Source organism: Rhizobium sp. 05N430 (genome assembly GCF_056396985.1).
Window position 1 is genome coordinate 140,692 of the sequence record NZ_JBFTMO010000012.1, and the last position, 24,612, is coordinate 165,303.

A 24,612-nucleotide genomic window follows, 5' to 3' on the forward strand; every position below is an offset into this window, starting at 1 on the left:
ACGCTCAGAAAGTCACTGATGTCCAAAAAATCCTCCGGCGGGTTGTTCGCCGCTGCTGCCGTCGCAATTACCATGCTTTCGGCACCCGGCGCGTATGCTGCCGAGTCTCTGGCGCGCGTGGTTGCCGACGGCAATCCCTGGGAAATGTATGTCGTCAAGCGCCGGGTATCGAATATCCTGGTTTTCAAACCGGATGGCGGCGGAACGATCAGCGACAGCATGGTCAGCATTCACCCGACCTGGAAAGCCGTGGCGGACGGGATCTGCATCAGGACCGAGCCGCAGGCTGCGGAAAAATGCCTGATGCTGAAGCGGACCAAGGAGGGCATCGAGGCGTCTCAAGGCGGCAAGGCGGTCTTCATATTGAAGCGCTGATATTGTCGCCCGTCTTCGCCAGACGCGCTTGTGTCGCCAGCGCGTCGGCGCGAACATTGCCAGCGATGCCGGAATGCGCCTTGCACCAGTTGACGGTGATCTGGTCGTTCTGCTGAAGCTCGATATCGAGGGATTGCCACAGCGCGCGATCGGCAATCGCCCGCTTCCTGCGGCGGCTGTCAGGCTCGATCCTCTTCCAGCCGTTGCTTCTCCAGATGAAACGCCATCGATTGCAGCCCTCCAGCACATAGCGGGAGTCGGTCAGAATGACGGCCTGCCGGTTAGCGGCATGGGCGTTGAGCCATCGAGCGGCGTTCAGGATTGCGGTCAGTTCGACTGCATTATTCCCTGGCGCAGCCGGGAAGCGCCCGGCGCTTGCAAGCACCTCGACCTCATCCGCATAGACGACGAAGGCCCATCCCGCGTGGGCAGCACCTGGCTCGAAGGAGCCATCCGTGAAGATGATCAGCGGTTGGTGGCTCCGGGGAATATCCAGCTGGCTGTTCTCCGGTCCGCTTATAAGCTTCGTCGTCATGGCTGCCAGCCTTGATGCCTTTCCGGGAAGTGGTCAACTGGCTGCTGTCGAGGGAAGCGCCGGTTGACACCGGCCAGCACGACACCTAGCTACGTTTGAAAGTGTCCCGAACATGCGCCGGATGGCGCAGGAGATTAAAGTGGCGAAAAAGGCCAAGGAACCGAAGCTTGAACATTCGGAGCTGTCAGGTGAATTCACGGAAGATGGTGTCACCGTGCTTGTGGACATTTTCCGGACCCAGGGCAGCCAGGAAGACTGGACGATGGAAGTCGTGACCCAGTCGGAAGACCTGATCCGCTGGGACGAACCGTTCGAGACCGACCGCGATGCGTTCGACGAATTCCTGGCGACCATCGCCCGCGACGGGATCGCGTCCTTCCTCGATGACTCGGAGCCGGCCGTCCACTAGCGAGCCGGTTTCAGCGTTTCCCGTCCGGTCGATCAGGATTCGGCAAAGGGCTTTCAACCCAACGATGTAAGACTTCATTAACCAGGCTCGGATAGGAATTGTTAACCGTCCCGCCGGCGAATGGCGGGTGCTTGCTAGCGTCGGCCGACCTGATGAAACCACTGCTTCCGGCATTCTCCCGCCGTCTAGGCCTGTTCACGGCGCTGGCTTCCGTGGTGCTGCCTGTGCACGGCCTTGCCCAATCGGCGTGGTCGGGCAGCTCGGACAATGAATTCAGTAATAGTTCGAACTGGACGCCTGCCGCGCCCGGCGCAGCCGACACCGCTGTCGTCAACACCGGATCTCCGCAGGTCACAAATGGCGTTTCTGTTGGAACGCTCGATGTCGGCGGCGGCAATGTCACCATTACCAATACGGGCGTGCTGAATACGACGAACGGCACCACGATCAGCTCGGGTAGCGTCAGCATCAATGCGGGCGGCATACTGAACTCGAATGTCAGCCTGGATGGCGGCGCGCTTTCCGTCGATGGCGACCTCAACGGCCGCCTGATGCTCAACAATGGCAATGTGACGGTCAACGGCACGCTCGACAGCGCCGTGGTCGGAACGGCGACCGCATTGACCAACAATGGCGGGATGGATGCCGTCGATGTTTCCGCGGGCGGGACGTTCGTCAACAACAATGGCGCCATCACCCAGACGGTCACCAATGCCGGGACGGCTTCCAACGCCGGGACGATCGGCACTCTGACGAATACGGCGGGCAATTTCACCAACAACACCGGCGGCACGGTGACCGGGAAAACCACGGTTTCCGGCGGCACGGTCACCAACAATTTCGTCATCACCGACGCGGACGTTGCCGCCGTTGCCGCCTTCGTCAACAACAATGGAGCCACGGCCGGTGCGATCCGGAATTCCGGCGCGCTCACCAATGCCGGAACGATCGGCTCCGTTCAGAACGACGCCGGGTCGTTCACCAACAATTTCGGCGGCGTCGTTACCGGCGGCACCAACGTCTCGGGCGGCACGGTGACAAACAATGCCACCCTTCACAACGTCAATGTCGGTGCAGATGGCATGTTCACAAATGCCAGCGGCGCGGCGGCCGGCGCCGTCACCAATGCCGGTAACACATCGAATGCCGGTACGATCGATGCCCTGACCAACACCGGCGGCGCTTTCACCAACAATGCCGGCGGGACGGTGACGGGTAAGACGACTGTTACAGGCGGGGCTGTCACCAACAATTTTGTCATCACCGATGCGGATGTCGCTGCGGTCGCCGCCTTCGTCAACAACAGCGGCGCAACTGCCGGTGCGATCAAGAATTCCGGCACCGTGACCAATGCGGGCACGGTCGCCTCGCTTCAGAACGACGGCGGCACGTTCACGAACAACGGCGGTGGTGCAGTCACGGGGGCGACGACCGTCAACGGCGGCAGCGTCGTCAACAACGCAACGCTCGATGACGTCGCTGTTGGGGCAGCAGGCAGTTTCACCAACAATAGCGGGGCGGTCGCGGGCGCCGTCACGAACGCTGGCAACGCCTCTAACGACGGCACCATCGCGTCACTCGTCAACAGCGGAGGCACGTTTGCCAACACTGGGACGATCAGCGGGCCGGCAACGGTGTCCGGCGGCTCGCTGGTCAATGACGGAACGATATCCGGCGCGGTCGATATTTTCGGCGGCGGCCTTTTGTCCGGCAGCGGCGTCGTCGGTGGCCTGACGGTGAATTCGGGTGGCATCCTTTCGCCTGGCCCGGGGATTGCAACGCTTGCGGTAACGGGGGGGCTGACGTTTCGCGCGGGCTCGACCTATCAGGTGGATATCGACGCCAGTGGTGCTGCCGACAAGGTGGACGCGACAGGCGCCGTCGATATCCAGGGCGGCACGCTGGATATAAGGGCGGCGAGCGGCAATTACGGGCTGGCAACCAATTACACGATCCTCAGCGCCGGCAACATCACCGGCACCTTCGATGACGTCACGAGCAACTTCGCCTTCCTGTCGCCGACGTTGACCTACGGCACGACCGCTACCGACATGCAGCTGGATCGCAACAGTGTGCAGTTCGCCGATGTCGCGGAGACGGCGAACGGCCGTTCCACAGCGGCTGCTGTCGAGGCCCTGGGTTCGGGAAATGGTGTCTATGACGCCGTTCTGCCGCTGGATATCAGCACCGCCAACAGCGCCTTCTCACAGCTAAGCGGCGAGGTTCACGCTTCGCTCAAAAGCGCTTTGCTGTGGGAAAGCCGCTTTGCCCGCGATGCAATTATCGAGGAAGTGGCATCGCGCACCGATCAGCAGCACGACCAGGCAACATTCTGGAGCGCTGGCTTCCTGTCTTCAAACAGCTGGCAGGGCGATGGCAACGCCGCCGGTCTCGACACCACGACATCAGGCATCATCGCAGGTGGGGACGTGCCGGTTTCGGATCACTGGCGTCTCGGCGGGATGGCCGGTTACAGCCACGATGCCCTCGATCAGGCGGATACGGATTCATATCACGGCGGTCTTTATGCCGCGGGCGATTTCGGACCCCTCGACCTCGTCGGTGGGGCCATCTATTCTCACAACGACGCATCGACCCAGCGCGACATCGCCTTCGGCACCTTTGCTGATCAGCTGACCGCCGGCTATGCCAGCGCCACGAGCCAGGTCTTCGCCGGCATCTCCTGGACGCAGGAGCTGGATGCCATCAAGCTGCAGCCCTTCGCCAACCTTGCCTACGTCAATCTGGATAGCGATGGCTTCCGCGAGAGCGGCGGTGCGGCGGCCTTGTCGGCTACGGACGGCAACGACGCGATCGTCGCCTCGACGATCGGCTTTCGCTGGTCGGCCGACTGGCCGCAGGGCGATCTTCCAGTCAAGGTCTCCGGCATGTTCGGCTGGCGGCATCTCGCCGGCGACCTGACGCCGTATTCGAGCCTGGCCTTTGCAGGCGGCTCGCCGTTCGTCATCGAAGGGGTCGAGATGCCCCAGGATTCCCTGCTGGTGAGGCTCGGCCTCTCCGCAGCACTCACCAAATCCACCTGGCTGACGCTCAGCTATTCCGGCGAGTTCGGCAAGGGCCTGCAATCCAGTACGGCACAGGCGAGACTGGTTGCGAATTTCTAGGAGGGGCCGCACCTCCTGATGCGCCCGATAAAATCCGCCGGATTGCAAAACCGGTCTTGAGCCGCCGCGTGCCGAAGACTACCGTCCGAACCGTCGAAAACGCTGAGAGAATGACCATGGCAAACCGCTCGTATTACTCCCCTCCCGGTGGCCTTCCGCCGCAGACCGATCTCCTCTCCGGCAAGGCGGTTTTTACCACGGCATATGCGGTCATCCCGCGGGGCGTGATGACGGATATCGTCACCAGCTATCTGCCACACTGGTCAAAGACCCGTGCCTGGATCATCGCGCGGCCGATGACCGGTTTTTCCGAGACCTTCTCTCAATATATCATGGAAGTGGCGCCCGGCGGCGGCAGCACCAAGCCGGAAGGTGAGCCACGGGCCGAGACGGCTATCTTCGTCGTGTCGGGGACATTGGCGATCGGACACGAAGGACGCGTCCATCAGCTTCGCGCCGGATCCTTCGCCTATCTGCCTGCCGGCAGTGCATGGACGCTGCAAAATGACGGCGCGGAGCTTGCGACTTTCCACTGGATCAGAAAGGCATTCCAGCCTGTCGAGGGGCTGGAGGCGCCGCCCGCCATCTTCACCCATGAGGACCAGCACGAACCGGGCGCGATGCCCGGCACGGACGGCAAATGGGCGACGACGCGCTTCATCGATCCCGCCGACATCCGCTACGACATGCATGTGACCATCGTCACCTTCGAACCGGGCGCCGTGATCCCCTTCATGGAAACCCATGTCATGGAGCATGGTCTCTATGTTCTCGAAGGCCGGGCCGTCTACCGCCTCAATCAGGATTGGGTGGAAGTCGAGGCCGGCGATTTCATGTGGCTGCGCGCATTTTGCCCGCAGGCCTGCTATGCAGGCGGCCCCGGCCGCTTCCGCTACCTGCTCTACAAGGACGTCAACCGGCACGCACCGCTGTTCTAGAGGACGTCTTGCGGGCGCGACCCAAATTGTCCGGCCGGCGTGAAACCTTTTGATTTTTGCGCCGTTGTCGGCTCATGACCGAAGCAGAACTGAAACCGAAATCGGTCGACGGTGCCAAACCGGATGGCGCCGCGAAATCGCCTCAGGGCGTGGGGCCGGTTGTCGAGGCTCCACCGCCGCCGGATGCCGTTGAACCCGATCCGGGACTGACGCCGGAAGAAGCCGAGCATGCGCGCAAGCGCTATCTGCTGCGGCGGTTCTGGATCAGCGCCCGCGGCTATTGGGGCCGTCACGGCGACCGATCGTCATGGCCGTGCTCCATCGGCCTCTTGGCGATGATCATCCTCAATGTCGGCCTCCAGTACGGGATCAACCTCTGGAACCGGCATATTTTCGACGCGATCGAGACGCGCGATGCAGGCACCATCTATTATCTGAGCGCGGTATTCCTGCCGCTGGTGCTTGCAAGTGTCGCACTCGTCACGGCGCAGGTCTCCGTTCGCATGATGATGCAGCGGCGTTGGCGCTCTTGGCTGACATCGGCCGTCATCCAGCGCTGGCTGGCGAATGGCCGTTATTACCAACTGAACCTGATCGGCGGCGATCACGCAAATCCGGAAGCCCGCATTTCCGAGGATCTGCGGATCGCGACGGAATCGCCGGTCGATTTCGTTGCCGGCGTGCTCGTGGCATTTCTGTCCGCCTCGACCTTCATCGTGGTGCTGTGGACCATCGGCGGTGCGCTGACGCTTCCGGTTGCAGGCTCGACGGTCACCATACCGGGCTTTCTGGTCATTGCCGCCGTGCTCTATGCAGGCATCACCTCCACGTCGATCGCCATTATCGGACGCAGTTTCGTTGCCGTCTCCGAGGTCAAGAACCAGGCAGAGGCCGAGTTTCGCTATCTGCTGACGCATGTGCGGGAAAACGGGGAAAGCATCGCTTTGCTCGGCGGCGAAGAAGAGGAGCGTAACGACGTCGACCGCACCTTCGGAAAGGTTCTAAAGCAATGGGCACTGCTTGCGGGCCAGCATATGCGTACGACACTGGTATCGCAGGGATCGAGCCTCATCGCACCTGTCGTTCCTATCCTGCTATGCGCTCCGAAGTTTCTCGACGGCAGCATGACGCTTGGCGAGGTGATGCAGGCGGCCTCGGCCTTCACCATCGTGCAGGCGGCATTCGGCTGGCTGGTCGACAACTATCCGCGGCTGGCGGACTGGAATGCCAGTGCCCGGCGTATCGCCTCGCTGATGATGTCGCTGGACGGCCTTGAGCGCGCCGAGAACAACGATTCGATCGGCCGCATCCAGCGCGGGGAGACGGAAGGGGATGCCATTTTGAGCCTGAACGAGCTTTCGGTATCGCTCGATGACGGGACGTCCGTCGTTAAGGAAACCCAGGTCGATATCGAACCCGGCGAGCGCGTTCTGATTGCCGGGGAATCCGGCTCGGGCAAGAGCACGCTCGTCAGGGCGATTGCGGGCCTCTGGCCGTGGGGGCGCGGCAGCGTCAATTTTCGCGCCGGCAGCCGGTTGTTCATGTTGCCGCAGCGGCCCTACATCCCCTCCGGGACGCTGCGCAGGGCAACGGCCTATCCCCGTGCCGCCGATGACTGGACGGTGGAGGAAGTATTGGCGGCACTGGAGGCGGTCGGGCTCGGCTATCTCGGTGAGAAGATCGAGGAAGACGCGCCCTGGGACCAGACGTTGTCGGGTGGCGAGAAGCAGAGGCTGGCCATCGCGCGCCTGCTGCTGCACAATCCCGATATCATCGTGCTGGACGAGGCAACGTCGGCTCTGGACGAGAAAAGCCAGGAGCAGATGATGGAAACCGTGATCCGCGAATTGCCGAAAGTCACCATCGTCAGCGTCGCGCATCGGGTCGAGCTGGAAGCATTTCACAGCCGCAAGATCACCCTGGAACGCCGCGACGGCGGCGCCAAGCTTGTCAGCGATATCGATCTGATCCCGCGGAAGAAGAGGCCGAAATCGCTGCTGCGGCGCAGCGCCTCGGCGCTGCTCAACACGAAGCGACACTCCGGCCACAAGAACGGCGGCCGGAACTAAACTTGCTGGAGCAAGCCATGACGCGCTGCGGCTATCTGCGGGCAGCGCGTCATGCATCGATTATCAGGATGACGCCTTGGCGACGCCGCCGGAAACGAGGCGTCCTTTGTGGAACGTTGCGCTGCGCGGCGACACGCGGGCGACGGCCTCTGCGGAGCAGCTGGCGCTGGCAAGCGTGAAGCCCGCTTCGTCGCCGATCTTCGGCCAGGCGCGATTGCCATCGGCGTCGAGTGGCAGGATGCCGCCGGTCGAAATGGCAAGCGACCGCGACAGGTGATACTCGTCGGAACCACGATAGAGCTGGGCGTAGAGATAGGCCTTTTCCAGCATGTCTCCGCTGCCGAATGGCGACCAGTGATCGATGACGCTGTCGGTGCCGGTCATGACGAAGACGCCGGCCTTACTGAGTTGGGGCAAGGGCATCGTCAATCCGCCGATCGGCACTGTGGAGGCGATGGTCATGCCGTTCGCCGCCAGCCGCGCGGCGGTTTCGTCAAGCGCTTCCGGGGAAAGCGTCGTCAGCGCGAAGGCATGGCTGATGGTCACCTTGTCTTTCAGCACAGGGTTCTTCTCGACAGTGTCGATCATGTAGTCGATCGCGGCGACACCGGCCGGGCTCGTCTCATGCAGGTGGATATCAACGCCCTTGCCGCTGTCGATCGCAATCTGGAACATCGCATCGAGCGACTTTTCCATGGCGCTGTCGACATTCGTCGGGTCGAGACCGCCAACATAGGCGGCGCCCATCTGCATCGCCTCTCGCATGAGGCCATCGACCTTCGAGTGCAGCAGGCCGTGCTGGGGGAAGGCAACGATCTCGCAATCGAAGCTGTCCTTGTGCTTTTCCAGCGCGAGTTTCAGGTGTTCCAGGCTCTTCAGGCCGCTGACCGGATCGATGTTGCAGTGGCTGCGGGCGACCGTGCTACCCTTGGATTGGATCAGCGCAATCAGACCCTCGGCCCGCTGCTCGGATGTCGGCAGCAATTGCGGCAGCAGTTTTTCCTCAAGCGCGATCATGTCCATGATCGTCTTGCCCTGACGGGGCAGAGGCGCCTTCCACGGACCGCCGTAGAAGGTCTTGTCGAGATGGATATGCATGTCGCGCATCTTCGGCAGCGCCAGCTGGCCGCTGGCCTGATAGACAGGGACGCCAGATGGAAGCGTAGTGCCGGCTGCGTGCAGCGCGGCGATCTTGCCGTCCTTGATTTCAAGCGTATTCAGCGACGTGCGGGTTCCGGTGACGATATCGCCGTCGCGTTCGAAACCGTCTTCGAGGCGAACATCCGTCAGCAGGTAGGGGTTATCGGTGATGGCTGTGACATCGGCTTCGCTGGCGCAATCGGCAGCTGCGGCCTCGCGGCTCATGCCGCCTGTCAGGCCCGCAAGCGCTGCGGCTGTCGTCACCTGTCCGGTTCGGCTCAGGAAGGCTCTGCGGCTTTGCGATACGGCATTGTGCATGATCGTCTCCTCATCGTCGTGCATGAAATGGATGAGGCCATTTTAGGAAATGACGCGGCGCGATGGCAGCGACATATGACAATGGTGACTATTCGATTTGCGAATGATCAGTGGTGCTTCAGGCCGCAAAAGGAAATGAGACGCTCGGCGAGATCGAGGGCGAGCGGCGAGGCGGTGTCGCGGTAAAACAGCGCGAGCTCGAAATTCTCGATCGGCGGCAGACCCTCGGCGGTACCCAGCACGCGATGCCCCTGAAGCCGGCAGCTTGCCGGCAGGAGGCTGACGCCAAGGCCAGCGGCAGAGGCTGCGGCAAGCGCCGCGAGCCCGCCGCTGCTATAGCCGACGCGCCACCTGAGGCCGAGGCCTTCAAGCGTCTCGCACAGTTCTTCGCGGTAAAGGCCGTTGACAGGAAAGACGGCGATCGGCACCGGGGATTGTTCGATCGCCGGATACTTTTCGCTGTCGAACCAGAGCAGCGGCTCGGCGCGCGCGGCCCGGGGCAGATGCACGCGCACCTGCTTGACGAGCACAAGATCCAGCTCTTCCAGCAGATAGGCCCGGTGCAGCTCGCGGCTGAGGCCGCTTGAGACATCCAGCCGCAGATGCGGATGCTCGCGCTTGAATTCGGCGAGAAGGTCGATGGTCGGTACGGTCAGATCCTCCGGCATGCCGAGCCGCAAGACGCCATCTCTCCATGGCCCCGTCAGCGCGTCATGCGCCTCTTCGTTGAGCGCGATGATGCGGCGCGCATAGCTCAGCAGCTTGATGCCTTCTTCGGTCAGCCGCACCTCATGCGACGTCCGCTCGAGCAGCGCTTTTCCCAGCAGCTCCTCCAGCCGCCGGATCTGCTGGCTGATGGTCGATTGCGACAGCGAGACGCGATCGGCGGCGCGGGTGAAACTGCTGGTCTCGCAAACCGCGACAAAGCTGATCAGCAATTGCGGGCTGAACATCGGATAGCGTGTCATTTTCTCGCTGTCTCAACCATCGCCGACTCCTATCTGCCGGCAATTATTTACGGGAATGCCGGGCTCGGGTCAGTGCAGGCGGGATCCGGCAGGCCGCCGGTTGACCGCAAGCCTGAGAACGCTGATCAAACGCGCGGCCGATCTCATGACTTCGAATGCGATATCAGGGTCGCCGCCGGCGATATCGTCGGCCAGGCGCCGCAGCGTCTGCGACACATCGGTGATGAGTGCACCCATCTGGGCGCGGTCTTCGTCCCGGAGGCCGGCAAGCAGGCTGAGGAGCGTATCGGCAAAGTTCAGCAACGCCGTGGTCGCCTGCGCCGGGGTGAGTGTCGAATGAGATATCTGCGTCATGGGCTCGCTTTCACGGGTTAGGTGTCGCGAGCTAGAGCGATTTCAAGGTTGTAACGTGACGAAGGCGCCCCCTGCTTCAAAGTGCCCGGCTAAGGCGGTCGTGGCGCAGTGGAGGCCGGTTGTTCTCACCGGCGTCGTCGGGCTTTTGACCCCTGGTTCTCAGGAGTTCGGTGGCGGCATCAAACCCGACAGCGCGGGAATAGACGAAACCCTGGCCGAGAATGCATCCCATGGCGAGAAGATGCGATGCCTGCTCTTCGGTCTCGATACCCTCGGCAACGACCTTGATGCCAAGTCTGTGAGCGATGCCGATCAGTCCTTCGACGATGGCGGCACCCGGTTCTTCGCTGATCAGGCGATCGACGAAGGACTTGTCGATCTTGATGATATCGACGGGGACGGTCAGCAGGTGGGTGAGCGAGGCATAACCGGTGCCGAAGTCGTCGAGCGCGACGCGCAAGCCCTGTTCCCGAAGCGCCCGGATCTCGTCGCCGACCGTGTGGTCGCGGGGGCCGAGATAGACGGATTCCGTCACCTCCAGGATCACATGGTCCAGCGGCACGCCTTTGCCGATGAGATGTTCGTCCAGTTTCGCTCGGAGATTGCCGGTATGAAAATCGGCAGCCGAAAGGTTGATCCCGACATGCTGAAGGGGGAGGCCGAGATCAAGCCACCGGCGCATGTCCGATGTCACCATGTCGAGCATCCGTTCGGTCAGTTGCAAGGCGATCTCGCCGTCCAGCATCGCCTCATGGAAATGGGCCGCCGCGACCGTCTCGCCGGCCGGCGTGCGCATACGGCACAGCGCTTCGAAGCCGACGACCTCGCCTGTGTCCAGCCGGACGATTGGCTGGTAATGCGCTTCGATACGCCGCTCCGCCAGCGCGATACCAACATCGCGAATGGCCCGGAAACGCCGCGTCAGCGCGGTGCCCATGCCGGGATAATAGGCGGTGAACTGGCCGCGGTGCCGGGACTTGCCGTGATAAAGCGCGACATCGGCATTCTGGCGGGGATCACCATCTCCGGCAACGGCGCCGCCCGCCGTCATCGATGGGAAGACCACATGCTTGTCGCACTGGGCGGGCCGCTTGACGGCGCGAAGGATGGCATCGCCACAGGCTGCCAGCTCCTCCATGCCGCCGCCATCGAGGATCACGGCGAACTCATCGCCACCCAGCCTGAAAGTCCGCTCCGGCGGAACGACCGATGCGATGCGCCTGGCGACCGTCCGGATCAGCGCATCGCCTGCACCATGCCCGAAGGTGTCGTTGACCAGTTTGAGATTGTCGATATCGGCAAGCAGCAGACCGAAGGTGCGGTTGGCGGTCTGGAGTTCTTCCAGCACTTCGTTGAACCGTGCGCGGTTGGCTTCGCCGGTCAGCGCGTCCGTGTAGGTCAGACGTTCGCGCTCGCGGACCCTTTCATCGCGCTCGATGGCGATGGCGCAGAGATGCGTGCAGGTTTCGATGATTTCCTTGTCTCCATCGTCAGGACGCCGGCACTCCTGAAAATAAAGAGCGAAGGTTGCGATGACCCGGCCTGCGCTGATCACTGGGGTGGACCAGCATGCCAGAAGACCGAGCGGCAGAGCCAGATCGCGATAGGCCGCCCATCGGCCATCGGTTGCGATATCTGTGACGATAACAGGGACACCGTAGAAGGCGGCCGTGCCGCACGACCCGGCAGCCGGTCCGACCTCCAGATTGTCGAGAGCCTGGCTATAGGAATGGGGCAGGGACGGGGCTGCGAGCGGATGGAGTCTGCCGTTTTCAACCCGAAGAACAGAGCATTTGACCTCCGGAAGCCTGATCTCAACCAGCAGGCAAAGCGCCTCCAGCGTTGCCGCAAGCGGCTCGCCCTTGGCAATGCGTTCCAGAACCTTGTTTTGCAATTCGAGCATGTCATCGCCACGGGGTTAGCAAAACCTAAAGTAGGCGGATGAACGATCAAATCTCGTTTCAGGAATAGCTAAAATTGACGCGATTGCTGGATTTTTGGCAGCGCGTGGACGATCGCACAGGTTCTATCGGCCATGGACCGCAGCCCGAGGCTTTCGCCGGCCAATCATTCGCTCACACGCACGATCAGTTTCCCGAAATTCTTGCCTTGCAGCAGGCCGATGAAAGCCTGGGGCGCATTGTCCAGACCATCGACGATATCCTCACGGAATTTCAGGCGGCCGTCCGCCAGCCATCCGGATGCCTCTTCAAGAAAATCCGGCCGCTGCGCGGCGAACTCGCGCTGAATAAAGCCGCGCACGGTCAGGCTCTTGCGCAAAACGGCGCGCATGAAGCCGGGAAGGCGGTCGAATCCCTCCGCCGCCTCATTGTTGTAATGCGCAATCAGCCCGCAGACGGGCACGCGTGCGAAGTCGTTCAGAAGCGGGAAGACCGCTTCCCAGACATGGCCGCCGACATTCTCGAAATAGACGTCGATTCCATCCGGGCAGGCCAAGAGGAGCTGAGCGGTAAAGTCCTTCGCGCGGTGATCGATGGCAACGTCGAAGCCGAGCGCGCCGCTGACATAGGCACATTTCTCGGCCCCACCGGCAATGCCGACGACCCGGGCTCCGCGTATCCTGGCGATCTGGCCAACCACCGCACCGACAGCGCCGCTGGCGGCAGCGACGACGACGGTCTCGCCTTGCTGTGGCTTGCCGATGTTGCGCAGGCCGGCATAGGCGGTGAAGCCGGGCATGCCGAGAACGCCGAGCGCGGTTGTCAGCGGCGCCTGCTGCGGATCGAGCTTGCGCAGCCCCTCACCGTTTGACGTCGCATAGGTCTGCCAGCCCGAATGCGACAGGACGAGATCGCCGGGCGCGAAATCGCTGTTTCGGCTGCGGATGACGCGGGCAACGGTACCGCCCTCCATGACCTGCCCGATGCCGACGGGCGCGGCATAGGATTTGGCGTCATCCATGCGTCCGCGCATATAGGGATCGAGCGACAGGAAGAGGATCTGCAGCAGCACTTCACCTTCCGCCGCGGCGGGGACCGGCTGCCGCTCGATCTGGAAATTCTCCGGTACGGGCGATCCTTTCGGCCGTGACGCCAGGGTGATCCTTACGTTTTCCAGTGCTTCGGGCATGACAATCCTTTCCATGATGAAGACGGTGTTTCGCGCAGGCCGACGCTAACGCCGTCATGCGCGAGCGGCACGGTCGATTTTTCCCTTCTTTCAACTCCAAAGAGAAAGCGGTTCCTTACGATGGCAATTATCTACTGATTTTATAGACAATATAGAAATAAATGAGGCGTCGTGATGACATATCTTCTCAGCCTGCTCGACAAGGCCCCGATCGAAGAGGGCGCCAATGCCGCCGAAGCGCTCGTGGCGGCCGTCAAGCTTGCGACCGCCGCTGAAGAGCTCGGCTATCACCGTTTCTGGGTGGCAGAGCACCACAGCATGAGCAATCTGGCAAGCTCGGCGCCTGAGGTCCTGATCGCCCATCTTCTGGCAAGGACGCGCTCGATCCGCATCGGCTCCGGTGGAGTGATGCTGCAGCACTATAGCGCCTACAAGGTTGCCGAGACCTTCAACGTTCTCTCGTCTCTTGCGCCGGGGCGTGTCGATCTCGGCGTCGGAAAAGCGCCGGGCGGCTTTCCATATTCGACGCGCGCGCTGCAGGTCGCGATCGATCCGGCGCTGAAGCCGAGCTTTGCCGACCAGCTCTCGGACCTGAACGCTTACCTCGCTTTTGAGACGCGTGAAGACCGCGCCGCTGCAACGCCGATCCCGCCGGTCAAGCCCGAACGCTTTCTGCTGGGCGCCAGTGTCGAAAGCGCGCTTCTCGCGGCCGAGAAAGGCTGGCGGCTGGTTTTCGCCGGGCATCTGAACGGCGATCCCGACAATCTCAAGCGTACCTTTGATGCTTACGCCCAGGCAACCGGAGGGGATGTTCCGATCCTCGCGCTCGCCGCCTTTGCCGCCGAGAATGCCGAACGGGCCCGCCAGCGGGTCGGCGATCTGCGGATCGTCAAGCTGTTCCTGCCGAACGGTCAGACCGTGAATGTCGGCAATGAGGAGCAGGCCGCAGAATATGCCAGACAGGCAGGCGTCGCCGAATTCAGGACCGAGGAGAAGATCCCAAGTGTCCTGCATGGAACGGCACGCCAGGTGCGCGACGCGCTCGACGGCCTCCACTCCCAATATGGCGTCCAGGAATTCGTGCTCGACACGCCGGCTCTGACGCCGAGCGAACGTCTGGCGTCGATCGAGCTCCTCGCCAAAGAACGCCTTTCACTCGCTGCCTAACTGCGCTCCGGAGACACATCATGGCTCAGAAACACGTCACTTTCGGTATCATGTTGCAAGGCCCGGGCGGCCACATGAACGCTTGGAAGCATCCGAGCGGCCCGGCCGATGCATCGACCAATCTTCAGTTCTTCATCGATACGGCGCGCAAGGCCGAAAACGTGGGCATCGCCTTCGCCTTCGTTGCCGACGGCCTCTATATCAACGAGCAGTCAATCCCGCATTTTCTGAACCGTTTCGAACCTCTGACGATCCTGTCGGCGCTGGCCGCCTCGACGTCGAAGATCGGTCTCGTCGGTACGGTCTCGACCTCCTATAGCGACCCCTTCACCATCGCCCGCCAGTTCGCGTCGCTCGATCTCATCAGCGGCGGCCGCGCCGGCTGGAATGCCGTGACCTCGCCGCTCGAAGGATCCGGGCGCAACTACGGGCGCGAGCATCCCGAGCATGAGCTAAGATACGAGATCGCCGAGGAATATATCGACGCGACCAAGGGGCTATGGGATTCCTGGGATGACGATGCCTTCATCCGCGACCGCGACAGCGGGCAATATGCCGACTTCGAAAAGATGCACCGGCTCGATCACAAGGGGCGGTTCTTCCGCATCGAAGGGCCGCTCAACATCCGCCGCTCGAAGCAGGGGCAGCCGGTCGTCTTCCAGGCGGGCGCCTCGGATTCCGGCATAAAGCTTGCCGGAAAGCACGCCGACGCTGTCTTCACCAATGGCGGCCCGATCGAGGAGCCAAAGACCTTCTACAAGCAGCTCAAGCAGAGCGCCATCGCTCAGGGCCGCAGCGCCAGGGAAATCGGTATCTATCCCGGCATCGGCCCGATCGTTGGGGCGACGGCGGAGGAGGCGGAAGCCAAGTATCAGGCAATCCGGGGTCTTGTTACCATCGAGGAGGCCCTGCGCTATCTCGGCCGGTTCTTCGATCACCACGATTTCAGCGTGTATCCGCTGGATGAACAATTCCCGGAACTCGGCGATATCGGCCGCAACAATTTCCGCGCCACGACCGACCGGATCAAGAAGACGGCGCGTGAGAACGGCCTGACACTGCGCGAGGTGGCGCTCGATGCGGCAACGCCGCGCACGGCCTTCATCGGAACCGCCGATCATATCGCCGACGAGATCATCCGCTGGATCGACGAGGAGGCTGCCGACGGCTTCATTCTCGGCTTCCCCGTGATCGCTGAAGGCTTTGACGACTTCGCGCATCACGTCCTGCCCATCCTGCAGCGCCGCGGCTATTTCGATCCGAAGCTGAAGGGCGAAACGCTTCGCGATCATCTGGGACTGCCCTTCCGCACCAGCCGCTATGCCGAAAGCGACGGCGATGCAGACCAGCGAAAGGCCGCCAGCGCCTGAGCGCTGGGGAAACCTCTGATGAACGCAAGAGCTCAAACACCTCTAAAGCATGATCGTGTGGAACTGGGCATTGCCTCATTCCTTAACGAATTCATCGAGCTGCGCCGTGATCTTCACCAATATCCGGAGCTGGCCTTTCGGGAACATCGGACCAGCAAGCTCATCGCCTCGCGTCTTGCCTCATGGGGCTATGACGTCGAACACGGCATTGCCGGAACCGGCATCGTTGCGACGTTGAGGAAGGGAAGCGGTGGCAAAAAGCTTGCCATTCGCGCCGATATGGATGCGCTGCCGATCGAGGAGGCGACGGGCCTTGCCTATTCGAGCAGCAATCCCGGTGTCATGCATGCCTGCGGACATGATGGGCACACAACCATCCTGCTGGCCGCCGCGCGCTATCTCGCCGAGAGTGGCCGCTTCGATGGCACGCTCCGGCTGATCTTCCAGCCGGCCGAGGAGATTGGCGCTGGGGCGCGCAAGATGATCGCCGAAGGTCTGTTCGATCGCTTTCCTGTCGATGCGATCTTCGGGCTCCACAATTGGCCTGGCGTTCCCGCGGGGCATTTCGGCTTCGTCGCGAATGCGGCCATGGCATCGGTCGACCAGGCGGTGATCAGGATCGTCGGCAAGGGTGGCCATGGTGCCGAGCCGCATCGCGGCGTCGATCCGGTGCTCGCATCCGCGTCCCTCATCACGGCACTGCAGAGCGTCGTCTCGCGCAATGTCGATCCGCAGGACATGGCGGTGGTCACCGTCGGGTCGATCCATGGCGGATCGGCCTCTAACGTCATCCCCGAAAGCGTCGAGCTGAAGCTTACCATGCGCGCCTATAGCGAGAGCGTTCGCGAAAGGCTGGAGACCCGCATTCCGGCATTGGCTCGCGCACAGGCGGAGAGCTTCGGCGCGACGGCTGAAGTTGATTACCGGCGCGGTTTCCCGGCGCTCATCAACCATCCCGATGAAACGGCATTCGCGAAAAGCGTGGCACTGAAGGCATTCGACCGCAGCCTGACCGAGGACGATTTCCGTCCGCGAACGGCCAGCGAAGACTTCGCCTTCATGCTGAAGGAAAAGCCGGGAAGCTATCTCTTCATCGGCAACGGCGAGAGCGCGCCGCTGCACAGCGCCCACTATGATTTCAATGACGCCATCATAGCGCCTGCTGCCCGTTACTGGGTGCAGCTCGCCGAAACCTTCCTCTCCGAAGACAACGGGTAACGACGACATGAGCGACACGTTTCTCTACACAACGCCATTGGATCCGCAGGCCAAACCGCTGATCGACGAGCTCATTCATGAATATGACAGCCGCTACGGCAGCTACTTTGATGAGAAGGGTGCGGCGGCCGAGCTCAACCGCTATCCGCCGGAAGCCTTCGCGCCGCCGGACGGGAACTTCGTGCTCTTGATCCGCGATGGCGTGACGATCGGCGGCGGCGCCTTCAAGCGCTACGACGAGCGGACCGCTGAGTTCAAGCGCATCTGGACCCGCTCCGACCTGCGCCGCCAGGGGCTGGCGCGAAAGGTTCTCGTCGAGCTTGAGCTGCAGGCGGCTCGCCAGGGCTACTGGCGCGTCTATCTGACGACCGGGTTCAGACAGCCGGAAGCCGTCGGTCTCTATCTGAGCAACGGCTACACGGCGCTGTTCGACATCAATGTCGATCCCGAATTCTACAAGACGCTGCCTTTCGAAAAGGCGATCGCTTCAGGCGTCATGGCGCCGGCGGCGGATATCGACGCAACGCCGCTTCGTGCGGTCGCCAATCTTTGATTTGAGAAGGAGCAGGGCATGGCGCTGACCAGCGAATTTGCGGGCATCGCAAAGCACGAGCACAGAGCGGCGGAAACCTCCGACTATGCACGCTACAGGATCGTTCCGGCGCGCCACCCGGCGCGTTTGGCGGGCACGGTCTTCGCCGCTGCCGTTATCGCGGCCATCATCTATTCTACATCCACGAACCCGCGCTGGGGCTGGAACGTCTTTGCCGAATGGTTCTTCGCAGAACCCGTGCTGGCCGGCCTCGGCCGCACCCTGCTTCTGACGGCGCTCGCCACCATCTCCGGCTCCATCCTCGGAACGGCGCTCGCGCTGGCGCGTGTTTCCCGGTCGCCGCTGCTGTCCGGTCTCTCCTGGGGCTATATCTGGCTGCTGCGCTCGATCCCCGTCATCGTCCTGCTGCTGGTTCTCAATAACCTCGGCTATCTCTATGAAACTATTACGATCGGCATTCCCTTTACCGACACGGTCTTTGCGAGCTATCCGACGACGCAGCTTCTGACGCCGTTCGCTGCAGCCTTTCTTGGGTTGACGTTGAACCAGTCGGCTTTCTTCGCTGAAATCGTGCGTGGCGGCATTCTCTCGGTGGACCAGGGGCAGCTCGAGGCCGCAGCCTCGCTCGGCCTCTCGCATCGCCGCCAGGCCTTCCGCATCATCTTGCCCCAGGCCATGCGCTCGATCCTGCCGACAGGCTTCAACGAGGTGATCGGTCTCGCGAAGGCCACCTCGATGGTCTACGTGCTCGCTCTGCCGGAACTCTTCTACACGGTGCAGGTCATCTACCGGCGCAATCTGGAAGTCATTCCGCTGCTGATGGTCGCGACCGCATGGTATCTGGTCATCATGACCGTGCTGTCGATCGCTCAGCACTACATCGAACGGCATTATTCGAAGGGCGCCCTGCGCAATCCGAAGCCCTTACCCTTCCAGGCCTTCTTCTCGCGCTTCACCCACCAGCCGGCGGCCGCTGAGTTTGCATCTGACACGACGGTTGCCCATGCGGGGTTTGCCGATGCCGCGGTTCTGCGCGCCGGCGGGGCAATCAGCATCCAGAAAATTTCGAAAAGCTTCGGCTCGCTGAAGGTGCTTGATGGTATCGACCTCAATCTGCCAGCTGGCAGCGTGACAGCGATTCTCGGACCCTCCGGTTCCGGCAAATCGACGTTGCTGCGCTCGATTAATCATCTGGAGCGCGTCGATGCGGGCTTCATTGCCGTCGACGGTGAACTCGTCGGCTACGAGCAGAAGGGCAATCTGCTTTATGAGCTGAAGGAAAAGGAGATCCTGAGGCGGCGCGCCGATATCGGCATGGTGTTCCAGAGCTTCAATCTCTTCCCGCATCTGACCGTGCTTGAGAATCTGATCGAGGCGCCGATCCAGGTGCGCGGTGCCAAGCGCGAGGAAGCCGTTCAGCTTGCTCAGGAGCTGCTCGCCCGGGTCGGGCTTGCCGACAAGATCAATGCCTATCCCCGCCAGCTCTCGGGCGGTCAGCAACAGCGCGTGGCGATTGCCCGGGCGCTGGCACTCCGGCCCAAGGTTCTGCTGTTCGACGAGCCGACATCGGCGCTCGATCCGGAACTGGTCGGCGAAGTGCTCGATGTCATCAAGGAGCTTGCCCGGACGGGGACGACGCTTGTGGTGGTGACGCACGAGGTCGGCTTTGCCCGCGAGATTGCCGATACCGTCGTCTTCATGGACGGCGGCCGAATCCTCGAATCCGGCCCACCGTCGAAGATCTTCACCCGGGCCGAACATTCCCGCACCAGAGAGTTTCTCGCCAAGGTGCTCTGAGCTTTCCGCAGGAAACGAAACTCCGGCCGCGACGGGCGTCCGGATCGCATGCCAACACCCACAATCTAAAGAAGAAATGGAGTAGGGACATGACATTCAGAAATAGTGCAATCCGCCTGCTAGCCGGCGCCGTTGCAGCGGCGACCCTGGGGATCGGCTCTGCACAGGCTGCCGAGAAGTTCAACTTGAGCCCGGATACCTCGAACCGCATCCGCGCCGAAAAGGACGAAGCCGCGATCAAGGCGATCTCCCCGTCCTTCAAGTTCGTCCAGAAGGGCAAGTTCACCGTCGCCATCAACCCGTGGGATCCGCCGGTCGCGACCTACGCAACGGATGCGAAGACCGTCGTCGGTACCGATCCCGAGATTGCCCAGCTTCTCGCCGATTCCTTCGGCCTCGAGCTCGATCTCGTCCCTGTCGCCTGGGAGGACTGGCCGCTCGGCGTCTCCTCCGGCAAATATGATGCCGTCATCTCCAATGTCACGGTGACGGAGGAACGCAAGGAGAAGTTCGACTTCTCCACCTACCGCAATGACGTGCTCGGCTTCTACGTGAAGGCCGACAGCAAGATCAGCGCGATAAAGGAGCCGAAGGATGTCGCCGGCCTGAAGGTCATCACCGGTGCTGGTACCAACCAGGAGAAGATCATCCTCGAATGGGATCGTGAAAACGTCGCTGCTGGCCTGAAGCCGATCGAGGTTCAGTATTACGACGACCGCGCCGCTGCCGACCTCGCGATCCAGTCCGGCCGCGCCGATGTGGAGTTCAACCCGAACGCCACGCTTGCCTACAGCGCCTCCATCAAGGGCTCGACCAAGCTGGTCGGCACCGTCAGCGGTGGCTGGCCAGTTGCGGCCGAGATCGCCGTGACGACGAAGAAGGGTGCCGGTCTGGCCGATGCGGTGACACTCGCTCTCAACGACCTGATCAAGGACGGTAAGTACGGCGAGGTGCTGAAGCGCTGGAACCTGACATCCGAGGCGACGGCGGAATCGAAGACCAACCCGCCAGGCCTGCCGAAGAGCGGTTCCTAAGGCTGGTTGAGCGGACCGGCGCGAGGGATGCGAGCCGGTCCGCACGTTTGATTTCAGGAGATTTGAAATGATGTCTATTGCTTCCTGGCGCCCGGCGCTGCTCTTGAGCGCAATGATGCTGTCCGGCTTCGCCACTGCGCATGCCGGTGACGAATTCGATCTGAGCCCCGAGCAGCCGGCGCGCGTTCATGCGGCGAAGAACGAGGCCGCGATCGCCTCGATCCCGAAGAACTTTTCCTTCGTGACACCGGGCAAATTTACCGTCGCGATCAGCCCCGGCGGACCGCCACTCGCGACTTATGCCACCGATGCGAAGACGGTTGTCGGCGCCGATCCGGAATATGCCGGTGCCATTGCCGAAAGCCTCGGGCTGGAGCTGGAGATCGTTCCGGTTGCCTGGATCGACTGGCCGCTCGGCCTGGTCTCCGGAAAATATGATGCGGTGATTTCCAACGTCGGGGTTACCGAGCAGCGCAAGGAGAAGTTCGATTTCTCCACCTACCGCAAGGGGCTGCATGGCTTCTTCGTCAAGGGCGACAGCGCCATCACCTCCATAAAGGAGCCGAAGGACGCTGCGGGTCTCCGGATCATCGTTGGTGCCGGCACCAACCAGGAGCGGATCCTGCTCAAATGGAGCGACGAGGACACCGCTGCCGGTCTGAAGCCGATCGAACTTCTCTATTTCGATGATGAGGCGGCAAGTCTGCTGGCGCTGCAATCCGGCCGGGCAGACGTCATCGTTCAGCCACATGCGCAGCTCGTCTTCATCGCGGCGCGCGACAAGAACATCAAGCGGGTGGGAACGCTGAGCGCCGGCTGGCCTGATCGCTCCGATGTCGCGATCACCACGCGCAAGGGCAGCGGCATCGCCGATACGCTTACGATCGCGACGAACGGTCTGATCAAGGATGGCACCTATGCCAAGATCCTCGATCACTGGCATCTGTCGGAGGAAGCATTGCCCGCATCCGAGACGAACCCGCCCGGCTTGCCGAAATTCTGAGTTCCAGAGATGACCAGCAATTCCATCGCGATAAAACATGTCGGTTTCCTGACACCCGGAAACTACCCCGAAGACGATCCCAATCGCGGGCTCGAAGAGACCCTTCAGCTTCTCAAGCATGGCGAAGAGCTCGGTTTCAACAGCGCCTGGGTCAGGCAGAGACACCTGGAGCCGGGCATCTCCTCGGCGACCGCCTTTCTCGCTGCGGCCACCCAGCGCACCAGCCGGATAGAGCTCGGCACGGCCGTCATCCCGATCGGCTACGAAAGTCCCTACCGGCTGGCCGAAGATCTCTCGACCGTCGATGTCCTCTCCAGGGGGCGGCTCAATGTCGGCCTGAGCGCCGGACGGCCGCTTCATGCCGATCTGATCGGGCCTCTTGCCTTCGACGGTGACTGGGAAAGCCACGATTTCTCGCATGCCCGCGTATTGAGGTTCGCTGACAATCTGAAGGGCAGCTATCTCGGGGACGAAGAGACGCGGATCAAGACGCCGTTCGGTCCGCAGCGTCCGCGGCTCAACCCCCATGCGAAGGGACTGATCGACCGCATCTGGTATGGTGGAGGGTCGCTGCGCTCGGCTGCCTGGGCGGCGCAGAACGGCTTCAACCTTCTGATCGGCAATGTGACGACGGGCGAGGAGACCGATGCGTTCTTCGTCGCTCAGGGACGGCAGCTTGAGCGTTACAAGACGTCCGGCGGCGCCGGCCGACGGGTGGCGCTCGGAAGGGTCATCGTTCCCTTCGACAGCGCCAGCGCGGCGACGCGAAAGCGCTACGCCGCCTATGCCGCGGGCCGTCACGAGCGGACGCTCTCGCCGCAAGGGGAACGGCGGACCCTCTTTGCCCGCGATCTCGTCGGGACCGCGGACCAAATTCTGGAGGCGCTGCACGCCGATCCGATCCTGCCGCATGTTCAGGAATTCCGTCTCGAACTTCCCTATGAATTCATCGACGAGGATTACCGGCAGATCCTACACGACTTCGTGACGCTGATCGGTCCCGAACTCGGTTGGCGCGCCCCTGCGCTTCAGCCATTATCGCCGCGCGCCGGTGACGTGAGATCTTTGAAATCAGGATATTAGCAATGACCAAGTCCCTCGAATATTTCTTCTCCATCGGTTCTCCCTGGTCCTATATCGGCCTCGATGCCTTCACCGATATCGCCAGGCGGCATGAGGTCGAGATCGAGCCCTTCCTGACCACTGTCATCGAAGAAAACGGCGGCATCTTCTCGCGCAACCGGCCGGAAATCCGCCGCGCCTACTGGATGAGAGACCTGAAACGCTGGGCAAAGGTACGCGGCAAGACGATCTGGCTGGACAAGCGCCCGGAACTCGGCGATCCCACGCCTGCCTCCTTTCTGGTGATTGCTGCCTATCTCGACGGCAAGGACTGGGTCGGCGTCACCCGCGCCCTGCAGGCGGCCTATTGGGCCGACGCACGCGATATCGGCAAGCCTGAGGTCCGCGCCGAAGTGGTCACCAGAGCAGGCTTTGACGGCGAGGCACTGTTGAAGCGCCAAGGCGATGACGACGTTCAGAAGAAATGGAGCCGCGACCGGGAGCGCGCCCGAAACAGCGGCGTCTTCGGCTTCCCGACATTCATCTATGACGGCGAGACCTATTGGGGTCAGGACAATTTGCCGTTCCTGGAAAGGCATTTCGAGGGCGACAGACCCTGACGGCGGGCGTTCTGAGCGCATTTGCGTTGCCATCCGATAGAAGGGGAAGCGGTGCGAAACGCCTCTTGAACCGGCCTCGTGCCGTCGCCAAATTCCTCTAGCCGCAACCCGTTCGGCCGCCCGCAATCATGGTCAGGTTCATTGACTGAGAAACAGCTTCACCTCGGCGCCTTCATGCGCCCCGTCAGCCTCCACACCGGCGCCTGGCGCTATCCCGGCTCCTATCCGGACGCCAATTTCAACTTCGGGCATATCGTCTCCTTCGCCCAGAAGCTCGAGGCCGCGAAGTTCGATGCGTTTTTCATGGCCGACCACCTCGCGGTCTTGAACATGCCGGATGAGGCGTTGAAACGCAGTCACACGGTGACGTCCTTCGAGCCTTTCACCTTGCTCTCGGCGCTTGCGGCGCTGACGAGCCGCATCGGCCTTGTCGCCACCGCCTCGACGACATTCGACGAGCCCTATCACGTGGCGCGGCGCTTCGCCTCGCTCGATCATATCAGCGGTGGCCGCGCCGGCTGGAACATTGTCACGACGGCCAATCCCGATGCTGCCCTCAATTTTGGTCTTGAGGAGCACGTAGCCCACGGTGAGCGCTATGAACGCGCCCGTGAGTTCTACGATGTCGTTACCGGCTTGTGGGACAGTTTCGAGGACGATGCCTTCATTCGCGACGTCAAAAGCGGCGAATATTTCGATCTCGCCAAAATGCATGTCCTCAATCACAAAGGCCCCGAACTTTCGGTGCGAGGCCCGCTCAACATCGCCCGGCCGCCGCAGGGCTGGCCTGTGATCGTCCAGGCCGGACAATCCGAGCCCGGCCGCCAGCTTGCCGCTGAGACCGCCGAAGTGGTTTTCTGCGCGCCGCGCGATCTTGCCACCGGACAGGCGCTCTATGCCGATATCAAAGGGCGGATGGCCACGCTTGGGCGCGACCCGGGGCACCTGAAGATCCTGCCGGCGGCATTTGTGGTGATCGCGGACACGATCGAAGAGGCGAAGGCCAAGCGCGCGGACCTCGACAGCCTGGTTCACTACGACAGCGCGATCGCCTCGCTTTCTATCGCACTTGGTCATGACGCGTCGAAATTCGATCCCGACCAGCCGCTTCCTGATGTGCCTGAAACCAATGCCAGCAAGAGCGGCCGCGAGCAGGTGATCAGGCTCGCCCGCCAGGAGCAGCTGACCGTTCGCCAGCTGGCGCAGCGCTATGGCGGCTATTCGGGCCTCGCCTTTGTCGGAACGCCGGCGACAATCGCAGACGAGATGGCGGAATGGTTGCAAAGCCGCGGATCCGACGGTTTTAACGTCGTCTTCCCCTATCTGCCGCAGGGGCTCGATGACGTTGTCGATCGCCTTGTTCCCGAGCTGCAGCGCCGCGGGCTATTCCGCTCGGAATATGAAGGCGCTACGCTGCGCGATCATCTCGGGCTGCCGCGGCCGAAAAGCCGTTACCTTTGACCCTGG

Annotated in this window: 21 protein-coding genes; 15 read left to right on the forward strand and 6 right to left on the reverse strand. The window is 62.1% G+C overall.

The window, feature by feature from the left end:
• The first annotated feature begins 18 nt into the window (after nucleotides 1-18).
• Nucleotides 19-375 (forward strand): hypothetical protein, encoded by a 357-nt coding sequence (locus AC1DJO_RS22280; RefSeq protein ID WP_112389957.1) that lies wholly within the window; start codon nucleotides 19-21, stop codon nucleotides 373-375.
• On the opposite strand, the gene AC1DJO_RS22285 is transcribed toward AC1DJO_RS22280, so the two are convergent.
• Nucleotides 359-910 carry a ribonuclease H family protein gene (locus tag AC1DJO_RS22285; protein ID WP_112389956.1) on the reverse strand — a complete coding sequence of 184 codons (552 nt, stop codon included), beginning with the start codon at nucleotides 908-910 and terminating at the stop codon, nucleotides 359-361. The two genes, AC1DJO_RS22280 and AC1DJO_RS22285, sit on opposite strands and share 17 nt — an antisense overlap.
• Before the next feature lie 139 nt (nucleotides 911-1,049).
• Between AC1DJO_RS22285 and AC1DJO_RS22290 the strand changes: the two genes are divergently transcribed.
• The 4 genes from AC1DJO_RS22290 (at nucleotide 1,050) to AC1DJO_RS22305 (ending at nucleotide 7,451) form a co-directional block, all read left to right on the forward strand.
• Nucleotides 1,050-1,319: a hypothetical protein gene (locus AC1DJO_RS22290; RefSeq protein ID WP_405049668.1), complete on the forward strand. Its 270-nt coding sequence runs from the start codon at nucleotides 1,050-1,052 to the stop codon at nucleotides 1,317-1,319.
• Between the two features lie 152 nt (nucleotides 1,320-1,471).
• Entirely contained in the window at nucleotides 1,472-4,444 is a 2,973-nt protein-coding gene (locus AC1DJO_RS22295; RefSeq protein ID WP_112389955.1) for an autotransporter outer membrane beta-barrel domain-containing protein, read from the forward strand.
• 116 nt (nucleotides 4,445-4,560) lie between these two features.
• Nucleotides 4,561-5,382, forward strand: coding sequence for a bifunctional allantoicase/(S)-ureidoglycine aminohydrolase (locus AC1DJO_RS22300; protein WP_112389954.1), 822 nt, complete (start codon nucleotides 4,561-4,563; stop codon nucleotides 5,380-5,382).
• Between the two features lie 74 nt (nucleotides 5,383-5,456).
• A complete protein-coding gene (locus AC1DJO_RS22305; RefSeq protein ID WP_112389953.1) occupies nucleotides 5,457-7,451 on the forward strand; it encodes an ABC transporter ATP-binding protein/permease in 1,995 nt (664 codons plus the stop codon).
• A gap of 63 nt (nucleotides 7,452-7,514) precedes the next feature.
• On the opposite strand, the gene AC1DJO_RS22310 is transcribed toward AC1DJO_RS22305, so the two are convergent.
• The 5 genes from AC1DJO_RS22310 to AC1DJO_RS22330 all read right to left on the reverse strand — a co-directional run bounded on the left by AC1DJO_RS22310 (nucleotide 7,515) and on the right by AC1DJO_RS22330 (nucleotide 13,321).
• Nucleotides 7,515-8,909, reverse strand: a complete 1,395-nt coding sequence (locus tag AC1DJO_RS22310; protein ID WP_477972854.1) for an amidohydrolase family protein — start codon at nucleotides 8,907-8,909, stop codon at nucleotides 7,515-7,517.
• 107 nt (nucleotides 8,910-9,016) lie between these two features.
• Entirely contained in the window at nucleotides 9,017-9,877 is an 861-nt protein-coding gene (locus AC1DJO_RS22315; protein WP_112389951.1) for a LysR family transcriptional regulator, read from the reverse strand.
• 69 nt (nucleotides 9,878-9,946) lie between these two features.
• The gene (locus AC1DJO_RS22320) at nucleotides 9,947-10,231 is read right to left on the reverse strand and encodes a hypothetical protein (RefSeq protein ID WP_112389950.1); all 285 of its coding nucleotides are present in this window, start codon (nucleotides 10,229-10,231) and stop codon (nucleotides 9,947-9,949) included.
• A gap of 76 nt (nucleotides 10,232-10,307) precedes the next feature.
• The gene (locus AC1DJO_RS22325; protein WP_112389949.1) at nucleotides 10,308-12,134 is read right to left on the reverse strand and encodes a bifunctional diguanylate cyclase/phosphodiesterase; all 1,827 of its coding nucleotides are present in this window, start codon (nucleotides 12,132-12,134) and stop codon (nucleotides 10,308-10,310) included.
• Nucleotides 12,135-12,298: 164 nt separating this feature from the next.
• The gene (locus AC1DJO_RS22330) at nucleotides 12,299-13,321 is read right to left on the reverse strand and encodes an NADP-dependent oxidoreductase (protein WP_112389948.1); all 1,023 of its coding nucleotides are present in this window, start codon (nucleotides 13,319-13,321) and stop codon (nucleotides 12,299-12,301) included.
• A 174-nt stretch (nucleotides 13,322-13,495) separates the two neighbouring features.
• Here AC1DJO_RS22330 and AC1DJO_RS22335 point away from each other — a divergent pair, with 174 nt between their 5' ends.
• From AC1DJO_RS22335 to AC1DJO_RS22380, 10 genes are all read left to right on the forward strand, one after another.
• A complete protein-coding gene (locus AC1DJO_RS22335) occupies nucleotides 13,496-14,488 on the forward strand; it encodes an MsnO8 family LLM class oxidoreductase (protein ID WP_112389947.1) in 993 nt (330 codons plus the stop codon).
• Between the two features lie 20 nt (nucleotides 14,489-14,508).
• On the forward strand, nucleotides 14,509-15,858 hold the full coding sequence (locus AC1DJO_RS22340; RefSeq protein WP_112389946.1) for an LLM class flavin-dependent oxidoreductase: 1,350 nt from the start codon (nucleotides 14,509-14,511) through the stop codon (nucleotides 15,856-15,858).
• Between the two features lie 18 nt (nucleotides 15,859-15,876).
• A complete protein-coding gene (locus AC1DJO_RS22345; RefSeq protein ID WP_112389945.1) occupies nucleotides 15,877-17,076 on the forward strand; it encodes a M20 aminoacylase family protein in 1,200 nt (399 codons plus the stop codon).
• A gap of 7 nt (nucleotides 17,077-17,083) precedes the next feature.
• On the forward strand, nucleotides 17,084-17,629 hold the full coding sequence (locus AC1DJO_RS22350; RefSeq protein ID WP_112389944.1) for a GNAT family N-acetyltransferase: 546 nt from the start codon (nucleotides 17,084-17,086) through the stop codon (nucleotides 17,627-17,629).
• Between the two features lie 18 nt (nucleotides 17,630-17,647).
• On the forward strand, nucleotides 17,648-19,426 hold the full coding sequence (locus AC1DJO_RS22355) for an amino acid ABC transporter permease/ATP-binding protein (protein ID WP_477972856.1): 1,779 nt from the start codon (nucleotides 17,648-17,650) through the stop codon (nucleotides 19,424-19,426).
• Between the two features lie 89 nt (nucleotides 19,427-19,515).
• Complete coding sequence (locus AC1DJO_RS22360; protein ID WP_112389942.1) at nucleotides 19,516-20,460, forward strand: ABC transporter substrate-binding protein; 945 nt, start codon at nucleotides 19,516-19,518, stop codon at nucleotides 20,458-20,460.
• Between the two features lie 70 nt (nucleotides 20,461-20,530).
• The gene (locus AC1DJO_RS22365; RefSeq protein WP_405049669.1) at nucleotides 20,531-21,463 is read left to right on the forward strand and encodes an ABC transporter substrate-binding protein; all 933 of its coding nucleotides are present in this window, start codon (nucleotides 20,531-20,533) and stop codon (nucleotides 21,461-21,463) included.
• Nucleotides 21,464-21,472: 9 nt separating this feature from the next.
• Nucleotides 21,473-22,546, forward strand: coding sequence for an LLM class flavin-dependent oxidoreductase (locus tag AC1DJO_RS22370; RefSeq protein WP_112389940.1), 1,074 nt, complete (start codon nucleotides 21,473-21,475; stop codon nucleotides 22,544-22,546).
• 2 nt (nucleotides 22,547-22,548) lie between these two features.
• A complete protein-coding gene (locus AC1DJO_RS22375; RefSeq protein WP_112389939.1) occupies nucleotides 22,549-23,145 on the forward strand; it encodes a 2-hydroxychromene-2-carboxylate isomerase in 597 nt (198 codons plus the stop codon).
• 141 nt (nucleotides 23,146-23,286) lie between these two features.
• The gene (locus AC1DJO_RS22380) at nucleotides 23,287-24,606 is read left to right on the forward strand and encodes an LLM class flavin-dependent oxidoreductase (protein ID WP_477831553.1); all 1,320 of its coding nucleotides are present in this window, start codon (nucleotides 23,287-23,289) and stop codon (nucleotides 24,604-24,606) included.
• Nucleotides 24,607-24,612 lie beyond the last annotated feature (6 nt).